Annotated in this window: 21 protein-coding genes and 2 tRNA genes; 13 read left to right on the top strand and 10 right to left on the bottom strand. The window is 68.6% G+C overall.

The window, feature by feature from the left end:
• Positions 1-53 precede the first annotated feature (53 nt).
• The 6 genes from AC1DBD_RS15970 to AC1DBD_RS15945 form a co-directional block, all read right to left on the bottom strand.
• Positions 54-509, bottom strand: a complete 456-nt coding sequence (locus AC1DBD_RS15970) for a hypothetical protein (protein WP_441419029.1) — start codon at positions 507-509, stop codon at positions 54-56.
• Positions 510-516: 7 nt separating this feature from the next.
• Complete coding sequence (locus AC1DBD_RS15965; RefSeq protein ID WP_441419028.1) at positions 517-1,185, bottom strand: bacterial proteasome activator family protein; 669 nt, start codon at positions 1,183-1,185, stop codon at positions 517-519.
• A 213-nt stretch (positions 1,186-1,398) separates the two neighbouring features.
• On the bottom strand, positions 1,399-1,590 hold the full coding sequence (locus AC1DBD_RS15960) for a YbdD/YjiX family protein (protein WP_476982491.1): 192 nt from the start codon (positions 1,588-1,590) through the stop codon (positions 1,399-1,401).
• 11 nt (positions 1,591-1,601) lie between these two features.
• Complete coding sequence (locus AC1DBD_RS15955) at positions 1,602-3,893, bottom strand: carbon starvation CstA family protein (protein ID WP_476982503.1); 2,292 nt, start codon at positions 3,891-3,893, stop codon at positions 1,602-1,604.
• 174 nt (positions 3,894-4,067) lie between these two features.
• Positions 4,068-4,601 (bottom strand): PadR family transcriptional regulator, encoded by a 534-nt coding sequence (locus AC1DBD_RS15950; RefSeq protein ID WP_476892805.1) that lies wholly within the window; start codon positions 4,599-4,601, stop codon positions 4,068-4,070.
• A 141-nt stretch (positions 4,602-4,742) separates the two neighbouring features.
• Positions 4,743-5,726 (bottom strand): NAD(P)H-quinone oxidoreductase, encoded by a 984-nt coding sequence (locus AC1DBD_RS15945; RefSeq protein ID WP_476982490.1) that lies wholly within the window; start codon positions 5,724-5,726, stop codon positions 4,743-4,745.
• A gap of 157 nt (positions 5,727-5,883) precedes the next feature.
• Between AC1DBD_RS15945 and AC1DBD_RS15940 the strand changes: the two genes are divergently transcribed.
• Positions 5,884-5,971, top strand: a tRNA-Ser gene (locus AC1DBD_RS15940).
• A 66-nt stretch (positions 5,972-6,037) separates the two neighbouring features.
• Here AC1DBD_RS15940 and AC1DBD_RS15935 read toward each other — a convergent pair.
• Entirely contained in the window at positions 6,038-6,274 is a 237-nt protein-coding gene (locus tag AC1DBD_RS15935) for a hypothetical protein (protein ID WP_441419025.1), read from the bottom strand.
• 5 nt (positions 6,275-6,279) lie between these two features.
• Positions 6,280-6,537 carry a hypothetical protein gene (locus AC1DBD_RS15930; RefSeq protein WP_441419024.1) on the bottom strand — a complete coding sequence of 86 codons (258 nt, stop codon included), beginning with the start codon at positions 6,535-6,537 and terminating at the stop codon, positions 6,280-6,282.
• Between the two features lie 230 nt (positions 6,538-6,767).
• Between AC1DBD_RS15930 and AC1DBD_RS15925 the strand changes: the two genes are divergently transcribed.
• The 5 genes from AC1DBD_RS15925 to AC1DBD_RS15905 all read left to right on the top strand — a co-directional run bounded on the left by AC1DBD_RS15925 (position 6,768) and on the right by AC1DBD_RS15905 (position 13,575).
• A complete protein-coding gene (locus AC1DBD_RS15925; protein ID WP_441419023.1) occupies positions 6,768-7,460 on the top strand; it encodes a TetR/AcrR family transcriptional regulator C-terminal domain-containing protein in 693 nt (230 codons plus the stop codon).
• 23 nt (positions 7,461-7,483) lie between these two features.
• Entirely contained in the window at positions 7,484-7,714 is a 231-nt protein-coding gene (locus tag AC1DBD_RS15920; RefSeq protein ID WP_441419022.1) for a zinc-ribbon domain-containing protein, read from the top strand.
• A gap of 74 nt (positions 7,715-7,788) precedes the next feature.
• The gene (locus AC1DBD_RS15915; protein ID WP_476982489.1) at positions 7,789-8,226 is read left to right on the top strand and encodes a helix-turn-helix transcriptional regulator; all 438 of its coding nucleotides are present in this window, start codon (positions 7,789-7,791) and stop codon (positions 8,224-8,226) included.
• Positions 8,227-8,236: 10 nt separating this feature from the next.
• Complete coding sequence (locus tag AC1DBD_RS15910; RefSeq protein WP_441419020.1) at positions 8,237-8,638, top strand: VOC family protein; 402 nt, start codon at positions 8,237-8,239, stop codon at positions 8,636-8,638.
• A 401-nt stretch (positions 8,639-9,039) separates the two neighbouring features.
• Positions 9,040-13,575 (top strand): ExeM/NucH family extracellular endonuclease, encoded by a 4,536-nt coding sequence (locus AC1DBD_RS15905; RefSeq protein WP_476982488.1) that lies wholly within the window; start codon positions 9,040-9,042, stop codon positions 13,573-13,575.
• Between the two features lie 245 nt (positions 13,576-13,820).
• On the opposite strand, the gene AC1DBD_RS15900 is transcribed toward AC1DBD_RS15905, so the two are convergent.
• Complete coding sequence (locus tag AC1DBD_RS15900; RefSeq protein ID WP_476982487.1) at positions 13,821-15,785, bottom strand: FAD/NAD(P)-binding protein; 1,965 nt, start codon at positions 15,783-15,785, stop codon at positions 13,821-13,823.
• Between the two features lie 74 nt (positions 15,786-15,859).
• Here AC1DBD_RS15900 and AC1DBD_RS15895 point away from each other — a divergent pair, with 74 nt between their 5' ends.
• The 3 genes from AC1DBD_RS15895 to AC1DBD_RS15885 all read left to right on the top strand — a co-directional run bounded on the left by AC1DBD_RS15895 (position 15,860) and on the right by AC1DBD_RS15885 (position 20,101).
• A complete protein-coding gene (locus AC1DBD_RS15895) occupies positions 15,860-18,100 on the top strand; it encodes a prolyl oligopeptidase family serine peptidase (protein ID WP_476982486.1) in 2,241 nt (746 codons plus the stop codon).
• A 141-nt stretch (positions 18,101-18,241) separates the two neighbouring features.
• Positions 18,242-18,329 (top strand) — tRNA-Ser (locus AC1DBD_RS15890).
• Positions 18,330-18,448: 119 nt separating this feature from the next.
• Positions 18,449-20,101, top strand: coding sequence for a phytoene desaturase family protein (locus AC1DBD_RS15885; RefSeq protein WP_476982485.1), 1,653 nt, complete (start codon positions 18,449-18,451; stop codon positions 20,099-20,101).
• A 51-nt stretch (positions 20,102-20,152) separates the two neighbouring features.
• Here AC1DBD_RS15885 and AC1DBD_RS15880 read toward each other — a convergent pair whose 3' ends face one another.
• Positions 20,153-22,342 (bottom strand): RecQ family ATP-dependent DNA helicase, encoded by a 2,190-nt coding sequence (locus AC1DBD_RS15880; RefSeq protein WP_476982484.1) that lies wholly within the window; start codon positions 22,340-22,342, stop codon positions 20,153-20,155.
• A 123-nt stretch (positions 22,343-22,465) separates the two neighbouring features.
• Here AC1DBD_RS15880 and AC1DBD_RS15875 point away from each other — a divergent pair, with 123 nt between their 5' ends.
• The 4 genes from AC1DBD_RS15875 (at position 22,466) to AC1DBD_RS15860 (ending at position 26,219) form a co-directional block, all read left to right on the top strand.
• On the top strand, positions 22,466-23,884 hold the full coding sequence (locus tag AC1DBD_RS15875; protein WP_441419014.1) for a phosphomannomutase/phosphoglucomutase: 1,419 nt from the start codon (positions 22,466-22,468) through the stop codon (positions 23,882-23,884).
• Positions 23,885-23,889: 5 nt separating this feature from the next.
• The gene (locus AC1DBD_RS15870) at positions 23,890-24,399 is read left to right on the top strand and encodes a hypothetical protein (protein ID WP_175323783.1); all 510 of its coding nucleotides are present in this window, start codon (positions 23,890-23,892) and stop codon (positions 24,397-24,399) included.
• 14 nt (positions 24,400-24,413) lie between these two features.
• Entirely contained in the window at positions 24,414-24,863 is a 450-nt protein-coding gene (locus tag AC1DBD_RS15865; protein WP_476982483.1) for an RrF2 family transcriptional regulator, read from the top strand.
• A gap of 195 nt (positions 24,864-25,058) precedes the next feature.
• On the top strand, positions 25,059-26,219 hold the full coding sequence (locus AC1DBD_RS15860) for a globin domain-containing protein (RefSeq protein WP_476982482.1): 1,161 nt from the start codon (positions 25,059-25,061) through the stop codon (positions 26,217-26,219).
• Positions 26,220-26,278 lie beyond the last annotated feature (59 nt).

The raw sequence follows: 26,278 nt of genomic DNA, 5'->3' as shown, positions 1-26,278 counted from the left end.
TCCTTAGCACCCGGTGTTTCGACCCGGTCACCCGCCGCGATGTGGGCGCAACATCAGCCTTGCGTTGCTGCGTCCGCGAGCCGCCGTTCGGCGTCGTCGATGTGTTCCACGACGGACTCCGCGCGGCGGCGCACGGACGCCGCACCGACCGGGACCGGCCCGACGGCGAGGCGCAGCATCGCCGCTGCTTCCGCGGTCATGGCCAGCGAGTTGCCGGCCGTGGACAGGGAACGGTGCACGCCGGCCAGGGCTCCAGGGATGTCGAGGCCGTCGCTGGGCGAGCGGCGTTGAGCCTCCACGCAGATCTGCCGGACCCGCCCGGCCAGGGCGGACAGTTCGTTGGCGATCTCGACCAGCTCCGCGTAGAGGGCCTCATCCTCGACGCCTTCGAGGACCTGGTGGTACCGGTCCAGTCCCCGGACAAACCGGTCGTGGGCGCGCCGCCACAGGCCCTTGCCGAGTTCGGCGTCGTCCTTGCGTCCCTGCCGTGCCGCGCTAAAGAAACCCAACGGTGGCCTAGAGGTACTGGCCGGGACCGTGGTCCGGGTCGGCGGGTCGGACCGGCTGCGTGGGATCCGCGCCGGGCTGGGGCTCGGCGGCGCGTTGCGGTTCGCCGTTTTCCCCAATGATGACGCCGGGCGCGATCATGGTGCCGGGCGGCAGCTGGCGGAGTTGCAGCTGCGCGGCCGCGTGCTCCCGGGCGGCATGCTGGGCCGCGATCGCGGTCTGGATGCCGTGGAAGAGTCCCTCCAGCCAACCGACCAGCTGGGCCTGGGCGATGCGCAATTCCGCGTCGGAAGGGGTGCCGTCCTCGGGGAACGGCAGATGGATCCGCTCAAGTTCCTGCACCAGCTCGGGCGCGAGCCCGTCTTCCAGTTCCTTGATCGAGCGTTCGTGGATTTCTGCCAGCCGGATCCGCGCCGCGTCGTCCAGCGGGGCGGACTTCACCTCGTCGAGCAGCTGCTTCAACATGGTGCCGATCCGCATGACCTTGGCGGGTTCGTCCACCAGGTCCTGCAGGTGGCTGGCCCGGTTGCGCACGCCCGGCCCGCGGGAATCCGAGGGGCCCTGGGCCGGGCCCGTGGCCGCCGCTTCGGTGTCGGGTGCGTCCTGCGGCGGGGCGGACGTGGTGATGCCCTCCACCGGAGTGTCGTCGCCGGACTGAGTGTCGATCGGATCGCTCATGGCTTCATACTCTCACGCGCGGCAGCGAAGGGCAGGGGTGGATGACGACCCGTGCCGCACCCCGGCGAAGCGCCTACGCAGTGCGCGGTTATGCGCCTACGCAGTGCGCGGTTATGCGCCTGCGCAGTCCCCGGCGTCGTATCCCGTAAACGGCGGAAGGCGCCGTCGGGAACGGGTGTTCCCAACGGCGCCTTCCGGATTGCGACAGCGGTGTCAGCAGCAACGGCCTTGCGGGTTGCTGTCCTGGCGGTCCGTGTGGTCGCGCCAGAAGTCCCGTTCACACATCGGCGGACCGTCGTGGCCGGGGGCCTCCTGGTGCTCCAGATACTTCTTGTAGGCATCGGCACCGAGGACACCGCTGAAGTACTCAGCAAAGCCCCGGAATCCCGCTACGAGTGCATTCATGGCAGCAACCGTCAGTGCCGTGCGGCGTGTTCGAGCCGCTGGTCTGCGGGCAGCTTCTTCCACTCCGCGTCCAGCTCCCGCTCGGCCGCGGTCGGGAACAGCCCGGCCGGCGCGAACACGCGGGACGGCTGGGCCGGGTCCTCGTATTCGACGTTGGCGATGCCGGCGGAGGCATTGCGGAAGGCCTTTGCCGTCGCGATCAGGGCCGTGATGATGACGATGATGCTCAGCACCACGAAGATGATCGAAAGCCAGCCCTGGATCATCGTGTTGCGGACCACGGCTTCCATGGCGGCTTGCGTCTTGGCCGTGCCGAAGGAGGTCTTTCCGTCGGCCAGTGCCTTGGCGAACGCCGCGTTGTTGGCGAAGTACCCGACGGCGGGGACCGGCGAGAAAATCTTGTAGAAGCTCGCGGTGATGGTGACGACGGACGCGAAGGCCAGCGGCAGCGCCACGATCCAGAGGTACTTGAAGGTGCCGCGCTTGGCCACGATGGCGAGCACCACCGACAGCGCAATGGCCGCCAGCAGCTGGTTGGCGATGCCGAACAGCGGGAACAGCGTGTTGATGCCGCCCAGCGGGTCGGTAACGCCCATCAGCAGCACCAGGCCCCACGCGGCGACCATCACCGCAGTGGCGAGCCAGGCCCCCGGCCGCCAGGAGTGGTCCTTGAACTTCGGCACGAAGTTGCCGATCGAGTCCTGCAGCATGAACCGCGCGACGCGGGTGCCGGCGTCGACCGCCGTGAGGATGAAGAGCGCCTCGAACATGATGGCGAAGTGGTACCAGAAGGCCATCATCGCGGTGCCGCCGATGAACTGCTGCATGATGTGCGCCAGGCCCACGGCGAGCGTGGGAGCGCCGCCGGAGCGGGAGATGATGCTTTGCTCGCCGACGTCCTTGGCGGTCTGGGCGAGTACATCCGGGGTCATGTTGACTCCGGCCAGGCCCAGGCTGTTGACCCACTGCGCGGCCGATTCGACGGTGCCGCCGGTCAGGGCGAGCGGCGCGTTCATGGCGAAGTAGATACCGCGGTCGATCGAGATCGCCGCCACGAGCGCCATGATGGCGACGAAGGATTCCATCAGCATGCCGCCGTAGCCGATCAGGCGGGTCTGGCGTTCCTTTTCGATGAGCTTCGGCGTCGTGCCGGAGGAAATCAGGGCGTGGAAGCCAGAGAGGGCGCCGCAGGCGATGGTCACGAACAGGAACGGGAACACGGCCCCGGAGAAGACCGGGCCGTTGTCGCGCGAGGCGAACTCACTGAACGCCGGGACCGTGATTTCGGGCCGCACCACGATGATGGCCAGGGCCAGCATCACGATCACGCCGATCTTCATGAATGTGGAGAGGTAGTCGCGCGGTGCCAGCAGCAGCCACACGGGCAGGATCGCGGCGATGAAGCCGTAGATGATCAGGCCCCAGGCGATGGTGACCTTGTCCAGGTGGAAGAACGCGGCACCCCACTCGGTGCCGGCCACGGCGCCGCCGCCGATGATGGCGGCCATCAGCAGCACGAAGCCGATGAGCGAGACTTCCATGACCTTGCCGGGGCGGAGGTAGCGCAGGTAGACGCCCATGAAGAGGGCGATCGGGATCGTCATGCCGACGGAGAACACACCCCAGGGGCTTTCGCCGAGGGCGTTGACGACGACGAGGGCCAGGATGGCCACGATGATCACCATGATCAGCAGGGTGGCGACGAGGGCGGCGGTGCCGCCGATTACGCCGAGTTCCTCGCGCGCCATCTGGCCGAGCGACCGTCCGCCGCGGCGCATGGAGAAGAAGAGCACCAGGTAGTCCTGGACGGCGCCGGCGAGGACGACGCCGATGATGATCCAGATGGTGCCGGGCAGGTAGCCCATCTGGGCCGCGATGACCGGGCCGACGAGCGGGCCGGCGCCTGCGATGGCGGCGAAGTGGTGGCCGAACAGCACGTTGCGGTCGGTCCGGACGTAGTCCTTGCCGTCCGCCTTGTATTCGGCAGGGGTGGCGCGGCGGTCGTTCGGCTTGGTGATGTACCGCTCGATGACCTTGGAATAGAAGCGGTAGCCGATCAGGTATGTGCAGACCGAGGCGAACACGAACCAGATCGCGTTGACCGTCTCACCGCGGACGATCGCGAGCATGAACCAGGCGACGCCGCCCAGCAGTGCGATCGCCGCCCAGAGCGCGATTTTCGCCGGTGTCCATTTGCGCTCTTCCGCTTCGCGGACGGATTCGTCGACGGCCGTGGCCGGAAGGCCCGGAACCGGCGTGATGCCGTCGTCGACTCGTGCGGTGTTTGGCCCGCCATCTGGCATTGTGCCCATGTCTCCTCCTTGAGAAACCCCATCTGACAGATCAGCAGTCAGATCTGCCCCATGGCACCCTATCAACGCGGCATCCGAATGGACATGGACCCGGGGCCGGGACGCCCGGCGGCTCGCCAAGCGGTGCAGAGTCCGCGGTGAACGGCGTCACAACGGGGGTGCTTGTCAGGCCGGCCCGGCCAGCTGCATGAGGCGGGCTTCGCAGAGGTCCAGCCAGCGGACCTCCGCCTCGGTCTGGAAGATCAGCGAGTCGAGGACCAGCAGCCTGGCCGTGTCCGCGGGGCGAGGATGCGCCACGGCCTCGCGCCGGGACTTGGTGTACTCCTGCAGCGCCCGGATGGAGACGGCGCGCTGTGCCTGGATGAGTCCGCCGACGTCGACGGCGGGCAGCGTCAGCGCGAGGGCGAGCTTGATGGCCAGTTCGTTGCGCGGCGGATTGGAACGGCCCACGGGAGCGTGGAACCAGTCCCGGACCTCGGCGAGGCCAGCCGGGGTAATGCTGTAGACGATGTGGCCTTCACCGTCTGCGCCGTCTTTTTGAACGAGTCCATCACGTTCGAGGCGGTCGAGGGTGGTGTAAACCTGCCCGATGTTGAGGGGCCAGGAGGAGCCGGTGCGATCCTCGAACTCGGTCCTGAGCTGATACCCGTAGCGCGGCCGGTCCTGCAGCAGCGCGAGAAGGCTGTGGCGGATAGACATGGTGCCCCCGACGGTAGCAGGACGACAGCATACACGCGCCCCAAGACGCGTGTATACCGCGTATGGAATTACATTATCGTCGTTTACCCGGGACAGCCACTTCGCATATGCCAATCCGCGTATGCTGTCCGTCACAGGGGGCTAGGTGACGAGCAGGACCTTGCCCACGTGCTCACCGGAGTAGAAGTACCGGTGGGCTGCCTGGACCTGGTCGAGGGGAAAGGTCTTCGCCACGAGCGGCCGGATCCGGCCGTCGGAGAGCAGCGGCCACACGGCGTCGCGGACCGCGTTCATGATGACCGTCTTTTCCTCCACCGGGCGGGGACGGAGCGAGGTGGCGATGATGGCCGCCCGTTTCCGCAGCAGCTGTCCGAGGTCCAGTTCGCCCTTCGTGCCGCCCTGCAGCCCGATGACGACGAGCCGGCCATATTCCGCCAGGGCGTCCACGTTCTGTCCGAGGTACTTGGCGCCCACGACGTCGAGAATGACGTCGGCGCCCTTCCCGCCGTTCTGGGCACGGAGGCTCTCGGGGAAGTGCTCCTCGGCGTAATTGATAGCAATGTCGGCACCGAGGAAGGCTTTCGCGGTGCCGACTTTCTCCGCGGTGCCCGCGGTGGTCGCCACCCGAGCGCCGAGGGCCTTCGCCAGCTGGATGGCCATGGTGCCGATGCCGCCGGTGGCCCCGTGGATGAGCACCGTTTCCCCGGCCTGCAGCTGGGCCGTCATGACAAGGTTCGAATAGACCGTGGCCGCGACTTCCGGCAGCGACGCGGCGGTGACCAGGTCCACGCCGTCGGGAATCCTCAGGACCTGCCCGGCCGGAACGGCCACCTGCTCGGCGTAGCCCCCGCCGGCCAGCAGCGCGACGACTTTGTCCCCGACGGAGAAGGGCTTGGTGACACCGGGGCCGAAGCCCGCGATTCGCCCGGAGACTTCGAGTCCGGGAATTTCCGAGGCGCCCGGGGGCGGCGGATAGAACCCCATGCGCTGCTGGACGTCCGCCCGGTTGAGCCCGGCAGCAACCACATCGATCAGCACCTCGCCCTGGCCGGGAACGGGTGCCGGGACCTCGTGGACCTCCAGGACCTCCGGACCGCCGGGCTCTGAGATGTAGACAGCCTTCATGGAGAACTCCCGATTCCTTACTGATTTCGTGCGGGCGGGGCGTCCGCGCACGCGGCGCGGGCAACTCCCGTTTCCAGAGTAGGTGGCCAAACCGGCGTCGTCTGCGAGCGCCGCCACTTTTGTGGCTGCCTACCGGCTATGAAACACTACTCTTCAGGGAAGGTTGTCCGAGCGGCCGATGGAGCTGGTCTTGAAAACCAGTGTGCGGTAACCCCGTACCAAGAGTTCGAATCTCTTACCTTCCGCGGGAGCGCAGATTTTGCGCGGTTCAGAGGCCGGTGGCGGCGATCGAAAGATTGCCACCACCGGCCTTACCTGTTCCGCCGACGGGCAATGGCGGCGGCAAATGTTGCAGTGGTCGCCAGCACCCTGGAAAGACCGCAGCGCGTGCAGGTGACAGCCAGGGCGAGGGTTTCGTCCCCGGCATCCAGAACGGCAGCGGAACCGGCGAGGAGGTGCCGGTCGCTGCGGCAGTCAGCGCACCAGGGACGGCGGCCACGGGGCTGGTTGGCGCTGACCGGCCGGTAGGTGCCCGAAGTGGCGGCCATCCGACTCACACCAGGCCGGGAAAGCTGGAGAGAATGTAATCCGCGGCGGCCGGGCCCTTCATGCGCAGCGGCGTATGCCCGGGACGGATCTTTTTCTCCTTCATGGCCGCCCAGAAGGCATCTTCGGGCCGGGGCGCACTCCGGGACAGGAAACACCAGCTGGTGTAGACCCCGTAAAGGCAATCCCGTCCGAGGACGGAACCGGATGCGGCGTCGGAGGTGGTGGCTTCTTGAAGGAACTGGTCATATTGCGAATCTGCCATGGTGGCTCGTTTCCGCCGGGTGCACAGGGCGCCGCCGAGGGCTACAGCAGCTGGTACTTGAACGCCATGCACGGGGCGCCAAGCGGGTCCGGATGCCGCAGTACGGCAAGATCCAGGATGTATCTACAATGTAGACAATAGGCGTAGACTTCACTGTAAGCAAGCTTGTTGATCAATTTCCAGGGACGGCCCCGTTGTGGGACCGGCCCCTCCCGACAGGATCGGATTCCATGTCCCCCGCAGAAAAGCCGGCGCCCGCCCCGGCTCCCAAGAGCCGCCTCAGCCGGGAGCTTGTGCTGTCCGCGGCCCTGACGCTGGTTGACTCCGAAGGACTGGACGCGCTCACCATGCGCCGGCTCGGGCAGGAACTCGGCCGGGACCCCATGAGCCTGTACCGCTACGCCGAAAACCGCGCCGCCCTGCTTGACGGCGTCTCCGAACTCGTCCTCAACGAACTCGAAATCGTCCCCGACGACCCGGACTGGCAGGCCCAGCTCCGGCGCATCGCGCACTGTCTGCGCGAGCTCGCGCTCCGGCACCCGAACGTTGTGCCGTTGCTCGTAACACGCCCCCTGTCCACGCCCCTGGGACTCCGGCCGCTGGGGACCCTGCGTCCGCTGGAACAGATTCTCGCGCTGCTGATCGACGCCGGCTTCGCGCCGGCCGACGCCCTGCACGTCTATCGCGCCTACTACGGCTACCTGTACGGCCACATCCTCAATGAACTGCAGGAATTCATCGTGGATCCCGAGGAAAATGAGGCTCTTCTCCGCCTGGGCCTGCACCGGCTGCCGCCGAAGGAATTTCCCCGACTCCGGGCCCTGGCGCCGGTCCTCGCCGATTACGACGGAATGGCCGAGCTGGACGAAGGCATCACCATCCTGCTGACGGGCCTTGCAGCCCGCCTGTCGCCCACGGCCTAACCGCTTTCGAAAGGTGCCACGCAATGTTCCTCCTTTTCGGCCTTAAGACTGTCCTCAACGACCTGCCCGGACGGTTGGCCACCTGCCAGCACTGCGGCCAGTTCGTTCACCACCACCTGCAGCAACGCGCCACCAAGTTCACGCTGTTTTTCATCCCCATCTTCACCACCTCCAAGACCTACCGGATCACGTGCTCGAACTGCGGCCAGATTTCGGCAATCAAGTCGCGACAGGCAAAATCTCTGGCCTGGTGAAAGACCGGGGCCGAGCAGATAGCCGGCCGGGTGAAGCATCCCGCACGGGTCCTGACCAGCGCTAAGATGGCGGCATGACACCGCAGGAGCTGGCCAACCTGGGCCACCTGCGCCGGGCCCGGGACCTGATTGACCGCGACTACGCCCGGCCGCTCGACGTGCCCACCATGGCCGCCGGCGCCCTCATGTCCCCCGCGCACTTTTCCCGCCAGTTCAAGGCGGCCTACGGCGAGACGCCCTATAACTACCTCATGACCCGGCGGATCGAACGCGCCATGGCGCTGCTGCGAGCCGGTGCCAGCGTGACCGACGCCTGCATGGAAGTCGGCTGCACCTCGCTGGGCTCCTTCAGTTCCCGGTTCACAGAGATCGTCGGGATGGCCCCCAGCGCGTACCGCGACCGGGAACACCGTGCGGTGAAGGCCATGCCGTCCTGCGTCGCCCGGCAGCACACGCGGCCGTCGCGGAAGCCGAGCAGGATTGAAGAAGCGCACCCGCTCCCGCCGTCGTAGCGTGTGAGTCATGAACATTTCACTGCAGTACGCACAAATCACCGTCAACGACGTCGACGAGTCGCTCGCCTTCTACCGCGACGTGCTGGGCCTGGAGGTGCGCAACGACGTCGGCTCGGACGGCCACCGCTGGGTSACCCTCGGCAGCGCCGCACAGCCTGATCTGGAGATCGTGCTCTCTCCCCCGCACGCCGGCCGTTCCAAGGACGACGGCGACGCGCTCCAGCAACTGCTCACCAAGGGCGTCCTGCCCGTGATCGTGTTCCGCACGGACGATCTCGATGCCACCTTCGAGGCTGTCCGCGGCGCCGGCGCGGAAGTCCTCCAGGAACCCATCGTGCAACCGTGGGGACCGCGGGATTGCGCCTTCCGCGACCCGTCCGGCAACATGGTCCGCTTCAACCAGGCCTGAACCGGCGCTCCGGGCGGAGCCTTTCCGCCGCCCCTAACGCCTGAGCCAGGGCCAACTAAATCCTTTGGAAAAATTGCCACAAGAAATACCGGCCAGCCGCTTCCCAAGCGCCTACTGGCCGGTATTCTTTTGAGTGCCCGGGCCAGGGGGACGGCCGGGCAGTCAAAAAAGCTCTACCAACACCGTCGCTGGGGCACCTTGTTGGGGTTCCGTGCCGGCTGTGAGGCGTTCCGCTGGGGGCCGTCTCGCCGAATGCACACTCAATCCACCCTGTGTTCATTCACCCCTGTTTTGCTGTGCCGGGATCTGCTTGACCAGGAGCAGACCGGCCGGTCCGCGGGCCACCTACCCGGACATCGCACCCAGCCCTTACCCGGGCACCCTAATGAGAGTTAGAGCGGATGAAAATCACACCTTGGAAAACAGCGCTGGGCACAGCACTGTCCGCGGGGCTCATCGCAGCGCCGCTGACCGCTTTGCCCGCCGCCGCACTGGAGGTCTCACCGGCAGCCGCCGGAACTTCGCCGGTCATCGTCAACGAGGCCTACCTCAGCGGCGGCAGCGCCGGAGCGGCCTACAAGAACAAGTTCGTGGAGCTGTACAACACCTCGGACGCCCCGGTCGCGCTGGACGGTTGGTCCATCCAGTACCGCTCCGCCACGGGCACCACCGCCCCGAGCACCACGGTGCCCCTGTCCGGCACCGTCGCCGCCAAGGGGTACTACCTGCTCAAGGGTGGCAGCAACGGCATCGCCGGACTTGATCTGCCCGCCGCGGACGTCACCGCCACCGGCTTCAACCCGGCCGGCGCCGGCGGAACGATCGTCCTGGCCAAGCAGGCCACCGCCCTGGCTACGCTGGCCACCGGCTCCGTCGTCGAACCCACGAACGTCGCCGACCTGCTCGGCTACGGCAGCTCCAACACCTTCGAAACCCAGGCGGCAACGGCGCCGTCGGGCAACACCGATGTCAAGAGCATGAACCGCAGCGGCGGTGCGGACAGCAACAACAACGCCGCTGACTTCACGCTTAACGTCGCCATCACGCCCAAGGCGGCCAACGGTGAGACCGCCCCGGTCGATCCGGGACCGGTCACTCCCCCGACGGCCAAGAGCATCGCGGAAATCCAGGGCACCGGCGCGGCCAGCCCGCTCGCCGGCACCCCCGTCACCGCCCGCGGAAAGGTCACGGCGACCTTCCCGACAGGCGGCTTCGCAGGCTTCTACATCCAGACGCCCGGAACCGGCGGCGATCTGACCCCGGCCAACCACACGGCGTCGGACGCCATCTTCGTCTACGCGCCGTCCGCCGTCGCCGGAGTGCAGATCGGCGATTACGTCGAGGTCACCGGCGACGTTGCCGAGTACTACGGCATGACCCAGCTCAACGTCGCCGGCGCCGCCGGAGTCACCAAGCTGACGGACGCCGCCCCCGAGGTCAAGGCCACCGGCTTCGCCCTTCCGGCCGACGAGGCGTTCCGCGAATCCCTCGAGGCCATGCTGCTGACGCCGCAGGGGCCGGTCACGGTTGCGGACAACTACTCGCTGAACCAGTACGGCGAAATCGGCCTGGCCGGCGGCACCACCCCGCTGGAGCAGCCCACCGCCGTCGCCCCCTACGGCTCCGCCGAATACACCGCCACCGTCGCGGCCAACGCCGCCCGCGGCATCAAGCTCGACGACGGCGCCAGCACCAACTTCCTCAAGGACGCCACCAACAAGGCACTGACGCTGCCGTACCTGACCACCGCGGATCACGTCCGGGTGGGCGCGCCGGTGACGTTCAAGACCAACGTGGTGCTCAGCTACGCCAACAGCGCCTGGAAGTTCCAGCCGCTGACCCAGCTGACCGCCGCCAACGCGGACACGGTCCAGCCGGCCGGCTTCGGCGCCACCCGCGCCGAGGCCCCGACGGCGGTGGGCGGCAACCTCAAGCTTGCCTCGTTCAACGTGCTCAACTACTTCCCCACCACCGGCGACCAGGTCGCCGGCTGCAAGTTCTACACGGACCGGGCGGGCAACCCCATCACCGTCAGCGGCGGCTGCAACGTCCGCGGCGCCGCGAACGCCGAAAACCTCAAGCGCCAGCAGGACAAGATTGTTGCCGCCATCTCCAAGTCCGGCGCCGACGTCGTCACCCTGATGGAGGTCGAGAACTCGGCCCAGTTCGGCAAGAACCGGGACKACGCCCTGGCCAAGCTGGTCGACGCCCTGAACGTCGCCACCCCCGGCATCTGGGACTACGTCCGCACCCCCGCCAACGCACCCCCACTGGCCGATGAGGACATGATCCGCACCGCCTTCATTTACAAGAAGGCCGCGGCGGAGCCGCTGGGCGAATCCATCATCCACAACGACACAGTTGCCTTCGCCAGTGCCCGCAAGCCGCTGGCCCAGGTCTTCAAGCCGGTCGGCGCGGCCGATGACAAGAAGTTCATCGCGATCGCCAACCACTTCAAGTCCAAGGGCTCGGCTGCAACGCCGGACGACACCGACAAGGGCCAGGGCGCCTCGAACCTCGCCCGCACCGCCCAGGCGCAGTCCCTGCTGGCCTTCTCCGACGAGCTGCAGAAGTCCAAGGGCACGAACAAGGTCTTCCTGATCGGCGACTTCAACTCCTACGCCAAGGAGGACCCGATCAACGTCCTCACGGCAGCCGGGTACGTCAACCAGGACGAAAAGGCCAAGAACGCCGACGGCAGCGCCAAGCACTCCTACCTCTTCGGCGGCCTGGTGGGCTCACTGGACCACATCCTCGCCTCGCCGGCGGCCAACGCCGTCGTCACCGGCGCGGACATCTGGAACATCAACTCGGTGGAGTCGGTGGCGCTGGAATACAGCCGCTACAACAACAACGTCACCGACTACTACGCTCCGAACCAGTTCCGCGCCAGCGACCACGATCCGGTCGTCGTCGGACTGGACCTGCCCACCACCCCGGCCAGCGTTGACCTGAACTTCCTGGGCATCAACGATTTCCATGGCCGCATCGATTCCAACACGGTGCTGTTCGCCGGAACGATCGAGAAGCTCCGGGCCGCCGCGGCCCCCGGCGCCACCGCGTTCCTCTCCGCCGGCGACAACATCGGCGCCTCGCTGTTTGCCTCGGCCGTCGCCAAGGACCAGCCGACCATCGATGTCCTTAACGCCCTGGACCTCCGCACCTCGGCCGTGGGCAACCACGAGTTCGACGGCGGCTGGGCCGACCTGCGCGACCGGGTCATCGCCGGCGGCGGCAACGCAAAGTTCCCGTACCTCGGCGCCAACGTCTACCAGAAGGGCACCACCGAGCCGGCGCTGCCCGAATACACCGTTCTGGACATGAACGGGATCAAGGTCGCCGTGATCGGCACGGTCACGCAGGAAGTGCCGTCCCTGGTCACCCCTGCCGGGATCGCGGACCTTAAGTTCGGCGATCCCGTCGATGCCATCAACCGGGTCGCCGCCAAGATCAAGGCGGACAAGCTCGCCGACGTGATCATCGTGGAGAACCACGACGGCGCCGGTTCCGGCACTCCCGAGGGCGCCACCCTGGAGCAGGAGGTCGCCGCGGGCGGCCCCTTCGCCAAGATGGTCCAGGAAGTCACCCCGGATGTCGCCGCGATCTTCAACGGCCACACCCACAAGCAGTACGCCTGGGACGCACCCGTGCTGGATTCTGCCGGGCAGCCCACGGGCAAGACCCGTCCGATCGTCCAGACCGGCAACTACGGCGAGTTCATCGGACAGATCCAGCTCACCATCGACACCAAGACCATGTCCGTCACCGGCTACAAGGCGGCCAACGTCAAGCGCGCCACGGACCCGGCGGCCGACCTGGTCGCCGCGTACCCGCGGGTGGCCGCGGTCAAGGCCATCGTGGACAAGGCCGTCGCCGACGCCGCCGTGATCGGCAACCAGCCGGTCGGCAAGGTCACCGCGGACATCACGACGGCGTTCGGCGGAACCCCCGCCGTGCGTGACGACCGCGCGAGCGAATCCACGCTGGGCAACCTCGTGGCGGACTCGCTCGTGGACGCGCTCAAGGCACCGGAGCTCGGCGCCGCAGAAATCGGCGTCGTCAACCCGGGCGGCCTGCGCAACGAGCTCTACTACGCCCCGGACGGCACCATCACCTACGCCGAGGCCAACGCGGTCTTGCCGTTCGTGAACAACCTTTGGACCACCACGCTCACGGGCGCGCAGTTCAAGACGTTGCTGGAGCAGCAGTGGCAGACCAACCCGGACGGCACGGTCCCCAGCCGCGCCTACCAGCAGCTGGGCCTGTCCAAGAACGTCAACTACACCTACGACGCAGCCCGCGCCGCGGGTGACCGGATCACCGCGATCCGGGTCAACGGTGCGCTGATCGATCCGGCGAAGTCCTACCGGATCGGCACGTTCAGCTTCCTGGCCACCGGCGGCGACAACTTCCGCATCTTCAAGTCCGGCACCGGCACCAAGGACTCAGGGCTGGTAGACCGCGACGCGTGGATCAAGTACCTGCAGACGCACACGCCCGTCTCGCCGGACTTCGCGCGCCGTTCCGTGGCCGTGGTGAACACCACCGCGGCCGAGGTCAAGAGCGGGGACCCGATCACCCTGGCGGTCTCCAAGCTGGACCTCACCTCGCTCGGCAGCCCGGCCAACACCTCGCTGCGGGCCGAGTTCGCCGACGCCGCGGGCACCGTGACCGCGCTCGGGACGGTGCCGGTTTCCGCCGGCGCGGCCACCGTGAGCGTGCTGGTGCCGGCCGGCGCTGTTGCGGGCACGGGCACCCTGGTGCTCACCGCCGTCGAGTCCGGCACTGTGGTGAAGGCGGACGTGCTGGTCGCGGCCAGCGTGCCGGTCCCGCCGCAGTGCACCGCGCCGGTCAAGCCGAAGCGGCCCGCGGACCTCGTGGTTCAGGCCAACTACGGCACGGCAATGGCCGCGTACCGGAAATGCCTGAAGGGCTAGTTCCGTAGCCCAGCCTCAGTGAGCATGCCCCTCCCCCGGCCGGAGCGGTGGACATATTGTGCAAGTGTCCACTGCCCGGCCCGGGGAGGGGACATGCTCATTTTTCGTTGGCCCTGAGGTCTGCCACTTCACTAACCCGGGCGGGGCTGCTGTGGCGGATGAGGCACTATCCCTCGGACTGGATCCGGACCCGGATGAACGCTCCGAAACCCGCGGCATCCACCCCGGCGCCGAGAACCAGGGCGCTACCGGCCGAGGATGTCCCGGGCAATCTCGTCAGCGTCGCGCAGCGTGCGCTGTCCGCTGCGGTAGACCGGCCCCTGCTGCTGCCGCGCCTCCGCGGCGATGGCGGTGCCCCATTGCGCGGCGGAGAGCTGCAGGCCCAGCACGTAGATCCCCTCCGTGACCGATCCGTTCGCACCGACGGGCCGGTAGGGATGCGGGAGCACCTCCAGCCCGGAACTCTGCACGGGCGTGCCTTCCACGCTCATCATGAGGCGCGGGCGCACCAGGCCGTCCGCGAGCAACTGCTCCAGCAGCGGCGACGCGTTGATCGCCACCCGGTTGGCAGGGGCCAGCGCCTCAATCAGCACCGCGGCCTGTACTGCCTCACCGCCGCTGCCGTCCCGCCCGGCCACCCATGGGGAGGCGGCCGTGAACGCCCTGGCCTTGCGGTCGACGCCGAACTTGGGGTCCGGTCCCACGAAGCTGACCACGCCGGCGCGGGCCAGGGCCGCAAGCTGCTCGGCACGGAGGGCCGGCGGGCCGCTCGCGAGCCCTTCCACGAAGGACTCAAACCAGCCGCGCAGGCCGGCGACCCAGGACTGTTCGGTGATGCCGCCGTCGGCCACGGCCGTCTTCAGCACTGCCCGGCCGTGATGCAGGGCGCCGATCGCCATCTTCACCGGATCGTCCTCACCGAGCGCGGAGCGCCTCGCGTCGTCGAGCAGATAGTCGACGACGGCGGCATCCAGTTCCGCCCGGGACGCGAAGCTGCGGCCCGCCAGCGGCGCGGCAAGTCCCAGCAGGTCCAGCCGGTAGGCAGGGCGGACGTGGGCGTCGATCACCGCGCCGGCGGCCTCTTCCCACTTCACGGTGGAGTGGGCGTGCGGCTGCAGCGCCTCCTCCAGTCCGGCCAGGAAGCCGGCCGGGTCCGCGCCCACGGCGTCCGGGTGCGTGCGCGCCAGGGTGGAGTAGTAGGCCCACACGACATCCCGGTGCAGCAGCGGCCACAGGTCGTGGTCGAAAGCGGGCAGGATCCCGGCGGCGGCGAACTTGGCGAGCGCATCCTCGGTGCAGTACCTCAGCGACACCGCTGCCGGGTAGTAGCCGGCCAGGGTCGCCTTCGCCCGGTACGGGGTTCCGCGGCGCGAGGCGGCGATGATGGACGGTTCCCGGCCGGACGGCAGGTACGTCAGCCCCGCCCCGTCCGGTGCGGGCAGGAATTTGCCGCCGCGGCCCTCGGTCAGCTGGCCCATCACGTCGAAGAAGTTCAGGCCCATGCCCCGCACCAGCACCGGCTGGACGGCGGGAATTCCGGACCAGTCAACGTCGGCCGGGGCGGCCGGCGGCAGGTACTTCAGCCCGAGTTCGTCCGCCGCCGCCTGGAGCTCACGCTGCTCCGGGTTGAGACGGGAGTCCAGGTGGCCGAGCGCCAGCACCACGGACCCGACGGTGAGTTCGGTACCGTCGGCGAGGGCGACGTCGAACCCCGCGTTCCCGGGGCCCGCGGCCGGCCGGACCGACGTCGCGGTGGTCTGATGGAAATCCACGGTGACCCCGGCGGGCAGCTTCTCCAGCAGCTCCTCGAGCGTGGACCTCAGGTAGCGGCCGTACAGCGCGCGGCTGGGGAAGCCGGCGGAACCCAGGCCGGACAACTCGGTGCGTTCATCGGCCGACAATGCGGGGTCCGGATCCTTCCGCTGCAGCTCCCGCCACTGGTCAAAGGTGCGCCCGGCCAGCGGCACCGCAAGCTCCGGATCCTCCGGGACCACCGTGGGATAGAAGGACTGGGTGTTCATCAGGTAGAGACGGGACTGTCCGGGCTGCCAGACGTGGCCGGGGCCCGCGGGATAAGGGTCGATCACGTCGATGTGCAGGCAGGCTTCAGGGGTGGTCGGGGCCCAGTTGGCGAGCAACCGCTCCAGCGCGCTGGTACCCCGGGGACCGGCGCCAATCAGTGCCGTCCGGATGCTCTGCGATTTACCCACGGCATCCAGCGTATCCGCATCCGCGCTGCCGCCTTGACTTGCCTGCCCGGCACCGGTGTTGCTTGGATGGGCCCATGACCACCACTTCAGCTGAGTACCCCACCGCGCCCGGCGAGCCCTCCGGCGCGCTTTCCGGGACCGCCCCCGAACCCGTCGATGAGAACATCTGGCTGGAGGAAATCTACGGCGAGGAACAACTGGCCTGGGTCCGGGAACAAAATGCCCGCACCGAGGAACTGCTGGAGGATGCCGAGTACGGCGAACTCGAAGACCGGATCCTGGAGGTGCTGGACTCCACCGATCGGATCGCCATGGTGGGCAAGCACGGCCAGTGGTACTACAACTTCTGGAAGGACCGCGAGAATCCCAAGGGCCTGTGGCGGCGCACGGACTGGGAGAGCTACCGGGCGGGTTCCCCCGCGTGGGAAACCCTGCTCGATGTCGACGCCCTGGCCGCAGCCGAAGGCGAGGAATGGGTCTTCCACGGCGCCAGCTTCCTCCGCCCCGCGGCCGGGCAGCCGCACCGGCTGGCCCTGCTGGCGCTCTCCCCCGACGGCGGCGACGCGAACCGCTACCGGGAGTTCGACGTCGAGACCCGCAGCTTTGTCGACCCGGCCGAGGGCGGCTTTGACCTCCCGACCGCGAAGGGCAACGCTTCGTGGCTGGACGCGGACACCCTGCTGGTCGCCAGCACGGCCGCGGGACTGCCGACAACCACCTCTTCCTACGCCCGGACCGGAGTGGTCCTGCGCCGCGGCGAGTCCCTGGCCTCGGCCGAGCGGCTGTTCGAAATTCCGGAAGATCACATGATGGCGCTCCTGGCGCACGACTCCACCCCCGGCTTCGAGCGGACTTTCGCGGTGGACTGGATCAGCTTCTTCGAAAAGCGCACCTCGGTACTGCGCGACGGCGTCTGGGTCGAGCTGGACGTGCCCGAGGACGTGAACCTTAGCTCGCACCGGGAATGGCTGCTTTTCCGTCCGCAGGGCGAATGGACCGTGGATGGAACGAGCTACCCGGCCGGGTCCCTGCTGGCAGCGCGCTTCGATGACTTCCTGGCCGGCAGCCGGGAATTGTCCGTGCTGTTCACCCCGGATGCGCACACCTCCCTGCAGTCCTGGAGCTGGACCCGGGACTTCCTGCTGTTGAACCTGCTCCGCGACGTCTCCTCCGAGATCCGGGTGCTCGATCCGCAACGGCCCGGGGCGGACGTCGCCTGGGCCTCCAGCGTGCTCGATGCCTGCCCGCCGCTGCATGACGTCAACGCCTACGCCGTGGACGATGAAGACGGCAGCGACGACGACGGCGACGGGAGTGGCGGGGCCGGGAACGACTTTTGGCTGGTCGCCACCGGATTTACGACGCCGAGCACGCTGACCCGCGGCACGCTCACGCGCGCCGGTGCGGACGGCGTCGTCAGCACGCACGAGGTGGTCCGGACCGCGCCGTCGTTCTTCGACGAGGACGCCTACGAGGTCCAGCAGCACTTCGCCGTGTCCAAGGACGGCACGCGTGTGCCCTACTTCCAGATCGCCGCGAAGGACCTGGTGCTGGACGGGCAGAACCCTACGCAGCTCTCCGGCTACGGCGGATTCGAGATTTCCCGCACCCCTGCCTACAGCGGCGCCGTCGGCCGGGCCTGGCTGGAGCGGCGCACGGAGGAATCAGCGGGCGCCGAGGGCGACGTGCCGCACAGCCGGGGCGGCGTTTACGTGGTGGCGAACATCCGCGGCGGCGGCGAGTACGGGCCGTCGTGGCACCGCGCCGCGTTGCAGGACAAGCGGCACCGCGCCTACGAGGACTTCGCCGCCGTGGCGCAGGACCTGATCGCGCGTGGCGTGACGTCCCGCCAGCGGCTGGGCTGCGTGGGCGGCTCCAATGGCGGCCTGCTGGTGGGGAACATGCTCACCCAGTACCCGGACCTGTTCGGTGCCGTCTCCTGCGGGGTGCCGCTGCTGGACATGCGCCGGTACAGCAAGCTCTCCGCGGGGTACTCCTGGATTGCCGAATACGGCGACCCCGATGTGCCCGAGCAGTGGGAGTTCATCCGGACCTTCTCGCCCTACCACCTGCTCCGCGACGGGGTGGAGTACCCGGAGACCTTCATCTGGACCGCCACCTCGGATGACCGTGTGGGTCCCGTGCAGGCCCGCAAGATGGCCGCCCGGATGCAGGCCATGGGCATCCCCAATGTCTGGTTCCACGAAGCGCTCGAGGGCGGCCACGCCGGTGCCTCGGACAACCGCCAGGCCGCGGCCCTGCAGAGCCGCAGCCAGCATTTCCTCTGGCGCGCCCTGGCGGGCCGGGCGGCCTAGGTGCAATTCCCACGGACGGGCAACGCGGGGTCACTTACGACCCATCCCGGGCGCTTGGACCGGCCGTAAGTGACCCCGCGTCGACCGTTTTGCACTGCATGGCCCCTTCTGCGTATCCTTGGTTGGCTAGTAATAGCAATTGGAGACGTGCCAGAGCGGCCGAATGGGCTTCACTGCTAATGAAGTGTGGGGCACAACTCCACCGGGGGTTCAAATCCCCCCGTCTCCGCGTTTGGCCCCGGTCCTGGACCGGGGCCTTTTGCGTTCCCGGGGCCCTTGGTCCCGCTCTGCGCCTCCACCCGGGCGAGCTTCGTCCGTGACGGGCCGGCCGGATGGCAGGATGGGCGCATGTCGACCAACCACGCGTTTGACGCGATCATCGTAGGCGGCGGCCACAACGGCCTGGCCGCGGCAGCGTACCTGGCCAAGGCCGGCCGGAAGGTCCTGCTGCTCGAAAGGCTCGACCAGCCCGGCGGCGCCGCGGTGTCCGCGCAGGCGTTCGACGGCGTCGGGGCACGGCTCTCACGTTATTCCTACCTCGTGAGCCTGCTGCCGCAGCAGATCATCGACGACCTTGGCCTGCGGATCACGCTGGCGCGGCGGAGGTACTCCTCGTACACCCCGGACCCGGCCAATCCCGGACGGGCGCTCCTGATCGACAACGAGGACGCCGAGTCCACGGCCGCCTCGTTCGGTGCGATCGGGGCGTCCGACGACGAGTTCCGCGCCTTCAACGAGTTTTACGCCAGCTGCGGGAAGCTCACCCGGGCGCTCTGGCCCACCATGACGGCCCCGTTGCCCACCCGGTCGGCAGCGAAGTCGCTCGCCCGCCGGGCCGGCGCCGCGGAGGCGTGGGAGGCCATGGTTGAGCAGCCGGTCGGGCACGCCATCGCCGAGGCACTCCGGAACGACCTGGTCCGCGGCGTGGTCCTGACCGACGCCCTGATCGGCACCTTTGCCCGCGCCGACGACGCCGACCTCCAGCAGAACATCTGTTTCCTGTACCACCTGATCGGCGGCGGGACCGGTGACTGGGACGTGCCCGTGGGCGGGATGGGCGCGGTGTCCGGGGAGCTGGAACGTGCGGCCAGGGACGCGGGCGCGACCATCCTCACCTCTGCGGAGGCCACCTCCGTCCGCCCGGGCGGCGTCGTCAGCTACCGGCACGACGGCGCACACCACACCGTCTCCGCCCCGTGGGTCCTGTCCAATGTGGCCCCCGTGGTCCTGGACCGCTTGCGCAACGCCGCGTCGGGCGGTCCGATTGCGGCCGCGCAGGGCGGGACTGCACCCGCCAAGCACGCCACGCAGAACCCGAACCATCTCCGCGAGGGCGCCCAGGTCAAGGTGAACCTGCTGCTCAAGCGGCTGCCCCGGCTGCTGGACGACGCCGTCAGTCCGGAAGCGGCTTTCGGCGGCACGTTCCACATCAACGAGACGTGGTCCCAGCTGGATGCGGCGTACGTCTCCGCCGCGGGAGGGGCTGTTCCGGATCCCCTGCCGTGCGAGATCTACTGCCATTCGTTGACCGATCCAAGCATCCTGTCCGCGGAGCTTCAGGCGGCCGGCGCGCATACCCTCACAGTGTTCGGCCTGCACGTCCCGGACCGGCTGGTCACCGCGCAGAACAACGACGCCCGGCGGGCGGAGTTGCAGGCCGCGGTGCTGCGTTCGCTTAACAGTGTCCTCGCCGAGCCGGTCGAGGAGCTGCTGCTGACAGGTCCGGACGGCCGGCCGTGCATCGAAACCAAGACCACCCTGGATATCGAACGCGCCGTCGGCATGCCGCGCGGCAACATCTTCCACGGCGGCCTCGACTGGCCATTCGTGGACGACGACGCACCCCTGGACACCCCGGCGCAGCGCTGGGGCGTCGCTACGGACGACCCGCAGCTCCTGCTTTGCGGTTCCGGGGCCCGCCGCGGCGGGGCCGTCAGCGCCATCGGCGGCCACAACGCCGCCATGGCCGTGCTGGAGTCCGGGCGGCCGCGCAGCAGCTGAGCGCGCGCAACGAAGCGCGCTGCTAAAAGCGCTGCGCGGGATGGCCTCGGCTCAGCCCGCCTGGCCGAGCACGAGCGGCAGCACTGCCCCGGCGCCTGCGAGCCGCAGGGCACGTCCGGCCACGGTGACGGTCCAGCGGCTGTCCACCAGATCGTCCACCAGCATGACGCTCTGGCCCTGGATGCCGTCCAGCGCCGCGGCCAGCTCGGGCCCCACCACGACCCGGTCCCAGACCCCGGCGAGACGGTAGGCGCTGTTTCCGCCGCGGCCGCCCGTGGGGCCGCCGTGGGCAAGCTGCAGCTGGCCCAGGTACGGGATGCGGCCGATCTCGGAGATACCGCGGGCCAGCGACTCCACCAATTCGGGCTTGCCCCGGGACGGGACGCTGACGATGGCGGCCGGACGGCCAGCGCCGCTCCAGCCGGGGTTGCGCGCGTCGCCGCTGCCCCATTCGCGTAGGACCTGCACGCAGGCCCGCAGCATGCCGGGGTCCACGGCCCGGTCGGGGGCACCCGCGGCGAAGGTCTCGCGCAGCGCGCCGCCCCAGCCTAGATCTGTCAGTCGCGCCAGCACCCGTCCATTGGCCAGGCTTTCCTCCGGCTTGATCTTGCCCTTTACGGTCACGCCGAGGCGGTCCATACCGCTGGGCCACTGCAGCCGCGGTTCCAGCACCATGCCGGCCCGGTTCAGTGTCGCGCCCGCCGTTTCGGTGGCGTCGGCGGCAATGTCGGCGGGGAACCACCGGCCGGCGCAGTTGTCGCAGCGGCCGCAGGCGGTGGCGGTCTCGTCGTCGAGCACCGAGGTGATGTACTCCATCCGGCAGCCGGCGGTGTCCTGGTAGATCACCATGGAGTCCTGCTCGTCAACGCGTGCCTCCGCAATCCGGCGGTACCGCTCGGCGTCGTAGGTCCACGGCTGGCCGGTGGAACGCCACCCGCCGCCCACGCGCTCGACGGCCCCGTCCACGGCCAGCACCTTCAGCAAAAGCTCCAGCGGCGTCCGGCGCAGGTCCACCCGGGCCTCAAGCGCCACGGTGGACACCGCGGTGCCGGCCTCGGCCAGCGCGGTCAGGACCGCGGAGGCCTTTTCTTCCGAGGGCATCGACGCGGTGGCGAAATACTGCCAGATGTCCCGGTCCTCGGAGCCGGGCAGGAGCAGCACGTCGGCGTTTGCCGCGCCGCGGCCGGCACGGCCGACCTGCTGGTAGTAGGCCACCGGGGACGACGGCGCCCCGAGGTGCACCACGAAGCCAAGGTCCGGCTTGTCGAAGCCCATGCCGAGGGCGGAGGTGGCCACCAGCGCCTTCACCTGGTTGTCCTTGAGCAGCTGCTCGGCGCGTTCCCGGTCCGCGGGGTCGGTCCGGCCGGTGTAGGCGAGCACTTCGTGGCCGGCCTCGGCCAAGAGCCGGGCGGTGTCCTCCGCGGCCGACACGGTGAGGGTGTAGATGATGCCGCTGCCGGGAAGGTCCTTCAGGTGGGTAAGCAGCCAGCCCAGCCGCTCCCGGGAGTCGGGCAGCCGCAGCACGCCCAGCCGCAGGGACTCACGGCCCAGGGCGCCGCGGATGGTCAGCACGCCCTCACCGAGCTGTTCCTCGATGTCGTGCACCACCCGCGAGTTGGCGGTGGCGGTGGTGGCCAGGACCGGGACGCTGTCCGGCAGCTGGGTGATCAGGTCGGCGATCCGCCGGTAGTCCGGCCGGAAGTCGTGGCCCCAGTCCGAGATGCAGTGCGCCTCATCGATCACCAGCAGCCCGGTCCGGCGGACCAGCTCAGGCAGCTGGTTCTCCCGGAACGACGGGTTGGTGAGCCGCTCCGGGGACACGAGGAGCACGTCCACCTCGTCGGCCGCGAGCTGTTCGCGGACGGTGTCCCAGTCGAGCTGGTTTGCCGAGTTGATGGCCACGGCCCGGACCCCGGCCCGCGCGGCGGCGGCGACCTGGTCCCGCATCAGCGCGAGCAGCGGGGACACGATCAGCGTCGGGCCCGCTCCGCGGCGGCGCAGCAGCAAGGACGCGACGAAGTACACGGCCGACTTGCCCCAGCCGGTGCGCTGCACGACAAGGGCGCGCCGGCCGCCGTCCACGAGGGCCTCGATAGCCTCGAACTGGCCGTCGTGGAACTCAGCATCCGGGTGCCCCACAAGTTCGCGCAGCACCGCCTGGGCCTGCTCACGCGTCCCGGTACCCCCGGCGGAGGGTGATTCGGGGGCGGAAAGGACTGCAGCGTTCTGGTTATTGGCCATTGCTTCAGTATCCCAGTCCCCTCCGACAGCCACGAAGCGGGCGGAGTCGTATGTGGACAATCCGTATCCACATACGCGGCCGGCGCGGACGGTCCGCGGCAGCTTCCACGTAAGATGGGAGCCGTGACTAGCGACCAGACGAAGACTTTTGACCTCTCGGCTTCCTTCAAGGCCTACGACGTGCGCGGAATTGTGGGCGAATCCATCACCGCGGAAATCGTCGAAGCCGTCGGGGCTGCCTTCGTGGACGTCCTGGACCTGGCCGGGCAGACAGTACTGGTCGGCGGCGACATGCGCCCCTCCTCCCCCGAGTTCAGCCGGGCCTTCGCCAACGGCGCGGCAACCCGCGGCGCCAACGTCCAGCTGCTCGACCTGATCTCCACGGACGAGCTGTACTACGCTTGCGGCGCCCTGAACGCTGCCGGCGCCACGTTCACCGCAAGCCACAACCCGGCCGAGTACAACGGCATCAAGATGGCCAAGGCCGGCGCCGTGCCGATCTCCTCCGAAACCGGTTTGAAGGAGATCCAGGCCCTGGCCGAGGAATACCTCAACGCCGGCACCATCCCCGCGAACGGCCCCCGCGGCCTGATCAGCGTGCGGGACGTCCTCAAGGACTACTCCGAGTACCTGCGCAGCCTCGTTGACCTCAGCGGATCCCGACCGCTCAAGGTCGTGGTGGACGCCGGCAACGGCATGGCCGGCATGACGACCCCCGCCGTGCTGGGTGACACGCTGCTGCCCAAGCTGCCGCTCGAGATCATCCCGCTCTACTTCGAGCTCGACGGATCTTTCCCGAACCACCCGGCCAACCCGCTGGAGCCGGAAAACCTGCGCGACCTGCAGGCCGCCGTCGTCGAGCACGGCGCGGACATCGGCCTGGCGTTCGACGGCGACGCCGACCGCTGCTTCGTGATCGACGAAAAGGGCGAGCCGGTCTCGCCGTCGGCCGTCACCGGCATGGTGGCGCGCCGCGAGATCGCCCGCGCCAAGGCCAACGGCGAGGAAACGCCGACGATTATCCACAACCTGCTGACCTCGCGGGCGGTGCCCGAACTGGTGGTCAACGACGGCGGCCGCGCGTTCCGCACCCGGGTGGGACACTCCTTCATCAAGGCCGTGATGGCGGCCGAAGGTGCGATCTTCGGGGGCGAGCACTCCGCCCACTTCTACTTCCGCGATTTCTGGAATGCGGACACCGGCATGCTGGCCGCCATGCACGTCCTGGCTGCCCTCGGCGAGCAGGACGGCCCGCTGTCGGAGCTCGGCCGCGAATATGAGCCCTACAAGTCCTCCGGCGAGATCAACTCGGAAATCGAGGACAAGGCCGCCGCCGTGGAGCGTGTCCGCGTGGACTTCTACGACGAAGACGTTGAGGTGGACTACCTAGACGGCAGCACCTTCATCGCTGCCGACGGAAGCTACTGGTTCAACCTGCGCCCGTCCAATACCGAGCCGTTCCTCCGCCTGAACGTCGAGGCCACGGACCAGGAAACCATGGAACGCGTCCGCGACCGGGTCCTGGCCCTGGTCCGGGGCTGATCGCCATGACCGATTCACCGGAGACCCAGGGGGCCGTCCTGCAGCCGGCGGATCCGGCTGAGGACTCCTGGCGCGGCTCGGTGCCGGATGCCAGCGCCACCGACCTGGAGAACCTGCTCGGCACCGGAGTGGGTGCGGCCCAGGAGCAGCTCGAGCGCAACGGCGGCTTCCTGCCCTTCGCCCTGGTGGTGGAGAACGACGGCGAAGTCCGCCTGGTGGCTGTCACCCCGGCGGACGCGGCCGGGGACAGCGACGCCGATTTCGACGCCGACGGCATGATCAACGACCTCACCGAGCTGCTCCGGCAGCACCGGGACGAGTTCCGCGCCGCCGCGATCGTCTGTGACATCACCCTGCTGGAAGAGGACTCGGACGCGATCCACGTGGCCGCCGAGCACCAGGACGGCTCCGTCTTCGCGGCGGTACTGCCCTACGGCGCGAACCCGGCGACGCACGAGCTGGAGTTTGGCGAGCTTTCCGCCGACACCAACGAACCCGCCGTCTGGGTGGACTAGACCAAGCCGGTGCCATGAAGATCAACGCCTTCGCGGACGTGAGCCTGCGCGCGATGATGGTGCTCGCGGCCGCAGCCGACGGCGAACTGCTCACCACCCAGAGCATCGCGGACGCCGTCGGCACGCCCTACAACCACGTCAGCAAGGCAATGGCAAAGCTGCGCGAACTCGGCCTGATCGACGTCGAACGCGGCCGCAATGGCGGGTCCCGGCTCAGCGGCGCCGGCCGGGCCGCCACCGTCGGGCAGCTGCTGCGCGCACTGGACACCCGGACCGACCCGGCGGACTGCGTGGCTGTCGCGGGCGCCTGCCCGCTCATCAACGAGTGCCGGCTGCGCAGCGCCCTGGGCCGCGCGCGTGAGGCGTTCTACCGTGAGCTTGATGACATTGTCGTCGCTTCGCTGCCGACCTCCCGGCAAATGAATCCGGTCTTCCAGGCCATCGGCCTGCGCCCGGGCCTGTAGCCAGCCTCTAACCAGGCGCGGCCCCGGCATCCGAGGCCGCGATCCTCCTCCGGAGTCCGCCCCGCCCGGGCGTCACCCGATTTGCAACCGTTTTCTACGCCGTGTAGAACTGAGGCATAAATACTTGTATTTGAAATGCAGGTATTTCAGAAACGGTCCGGTTGAAGACCCCGGGCCACTATCTCAGGAGTCAGCATGCTCTCGGACAAGTCCTTCCCCGTCATCGAGGCCACCCTGCCGCTGGTCGGTTCCCGGATCGGCGATATCACCCCCAAGTTCTACGCCCGGCTCTTCGGCGCCCACCCCGAGCTGCTGGACGGGCTGTTCAGCCGCTCCAACCAGCGCTCCGGCAACCAGCAGCAGGCCCTGGCCGGGAGCATCGCCGCTTTCGCCAGCCACCTCGTCAGCAACCCGGGCACCCTGCCGGAGACCGTGCTGTCGCGCATCGCGCACCGCCACGCCTCGCTCGGCATCACCGAGCCGCAGTACCAGGTGGTCTACGAGCACCTCTTCGCCGCCATCGCCGAGGAGCTGGCCGAGGTCATCACCCCGGAAATCGCCGAGGCCTGGACCGAGGTCTACTGGCTTATGGCCGACGCGCTGATCAAGCTCGAGAAGGGCCTCTACGCCAGCCAGGCCAACGGCAAGATGTGGTCCCCGTGGAAGGTCGCCGCGAAGACCCCCGCCGGCACCGGCTCGATGACGTTCACCCTGGAACCGGCCGACGACACCCCCATCACCCCGGCCCTCCCCGGCCAGTACGTCAGCGTCAAGGTCACCCTGCCGGAGGGCCTGCGCCAGGTCCGCCAGTACTCGCTCTCCGGCGACGCCGGCACCAGCCGCAGCTTCACCACCAAGCTCGACGACGGCGGCGAGGTCTCCCCCGTGCTGCACAACCACGTCGAGGTCGGGGACATCCTCGAGATCTCCAACCCCTACGGCGAAATCACGCTCAAGGAGAGCGAGGGCCCCGTGGTCCTGGCGTCGGCCGGCATCGGCTGCACGCCTTCGGCTTCGATCCTGCGCTCCCTTGCCGAGGCCGGTTCGGACCGACAGGTGCTGGTCCTGCACGCGGAAAGCACCCTGGACAGCTGGGCGCTGCGCTCCCAGATGACGGACGACGTCGAGCGCCTGGAAGCGGCCGAGCTGCAGCTCTGGCTCGAGCGGCCGGAGGCGGGGGCGAAGGAAGGCTTCATGTCGCTGCGCGACGTGGACCTGCCGGCCAACGCCTCGCTGTACCTGTGCGGTCCGCTGCCGTTCATGAAGAACATCCGCAACGAGGCCATCAATGCGGGCATCCCCGCCACCAAGATCCACTACGAGGTCTTCGGGCCGGACATCTGGCTCGCCAACTGAGTCCCTAGCAATCGATGAAAGAACGACGGCGGCCCCGCACCTTGCGCAAGGTGCGGGGC

It is taken from the genome of Arthrobacter sp. 10T419 (assembly GCF_056394105.1).
The sequence above is the reverse complement of the archived record's forward strand: the minus strand, read 5'-3'. Positions and strand labels throughout refer to the sequence as shown.

What these genes read in the sequence shown, in the direction of transcription:
- AC1DBD_RS15885 (WP_476982485.1), top strand. Translation starts at nt 18,449, where the DNA reads ATGTCGACCAACCACGCGTTTGACGCGATCATCGTAGGCGGCGGCCAC.
- AC1DBD_RS15870 (WP_175323783.1), top strand. Translation starts at nt 23,890, where the DNA reads ATGACCGATTCACCGGAGACCCAGGGGGCCGTCCTGCAGCCGGCGGAT.
- AC1DBD_RS15865 (WP_476982483.1), top strand. Translation starts at nt 24,414, where the DNA reads ATGAAGATCAACGCCTTCGCGGACGTGAGCCTGCGCGCGATGATGGTG.
- AC1DBD_RS15960 (WP_476982491.1), bottom strand. Translation starts at nt 1,590, where the DNA reads ATGAATGCACTCGTAGCGGGATTCCGGGGCTTTGCTGAGTACTTCAGC.
- AC1DBD_RS15895 (WP_476982486.1), top strand. Translation starts at nt 15,860, where the DNA reads ATGACCACCACTTCAGCTGAGTACCCCACCGCGCCCGGCGAGCCCTCC.
- AC1DBD_RS15920 (WP_441419022.1), top strand. Translation starts at nt 7,484, where the DNA reads ATGTTCCTCCTTTTCGGCCTTAAGACTGTCCTCAACGACCTGCCCGGA.
- AC1DBD_RS15955 (WP_476982503.1), bottom strand. Translation starts at nt 3,893, where the DNA reads ATGCCAGATGGCGGGCCAAACACCGCACGAGTCGACGACGGCATCACG.
- AC1DBD_RS15915 (WP_476982489.1), top strand. Translation starts at nt 7,789, where the DNA reads ATGACACCGCAGGAGCTGGCCAACCTGGGCCACCTGCGCCGGGCCCGG.
- AC1DBD_RS15935 (WP_441419025.1), bottom strand. Translation starts at nt 6,274, where the DNA reads ATGGCCGCCACTTCGGGCACCTACCGGCCGGTCAGCGCCAACCAGCCC.
- AC1DBD_RS15860 (WP_476982482.1), top strand. Translation starts at nt 25,059, where the DNA reads ATGCTCTCGGACAAGTCCTTCCCCGTCATCGAGGCCACCCTGCCGCTG.
- AC1DBD_RS15930 (WP_441419024.1), bottom strand. Translation starts at nt 6,537, where the DNA reads ATGGCAGATTCGCAATATGACCAGTTCCTTCAAGAAGCCACCACCTCC.
- AC1DBD_RS15950 (WP_476892805.1), bottom strand. Translation starts at nt 4,601, where the DNA reads ATGTCTATCCGCCACAGCCTTCTCGCGCTGCTGCAGGACCGGCCGCGC.
- AC1DBD_RS15880 (WP_476982484.1), bottom strand. Translation starts at nt 22,342, where the DNA reads ATGGCCAATAACCAGAACGCTGCAGTCCTTTCCGCCCCCGAATCACCC.
- AC1DBD_RS15965 (WP_441419028.1), bottom strand. Translation starts at nt 1,185, where the DNA reads ATGAGCGATCCGATCGACACTCAGTCCGGCGACGACACTCCGGTGGAG.
- AC1DBD_RS15945 (WP_476982490.1), bottom strand. Translation starts at nt 5,726, where the DNA reads ATGAAGGCTGTCTACATCTCAGAGCCCGGCGGTCCGGAGGTCCTGGAG.
- AC1DBD_RS15925 (WP_441419023.1), top strand. Translation starts at nt 6,768, where the DNA reads ATGTCCCCCGCAGAAAAGCCGGCGCCCGCCCCGGCTCCCAAGAGCCGC.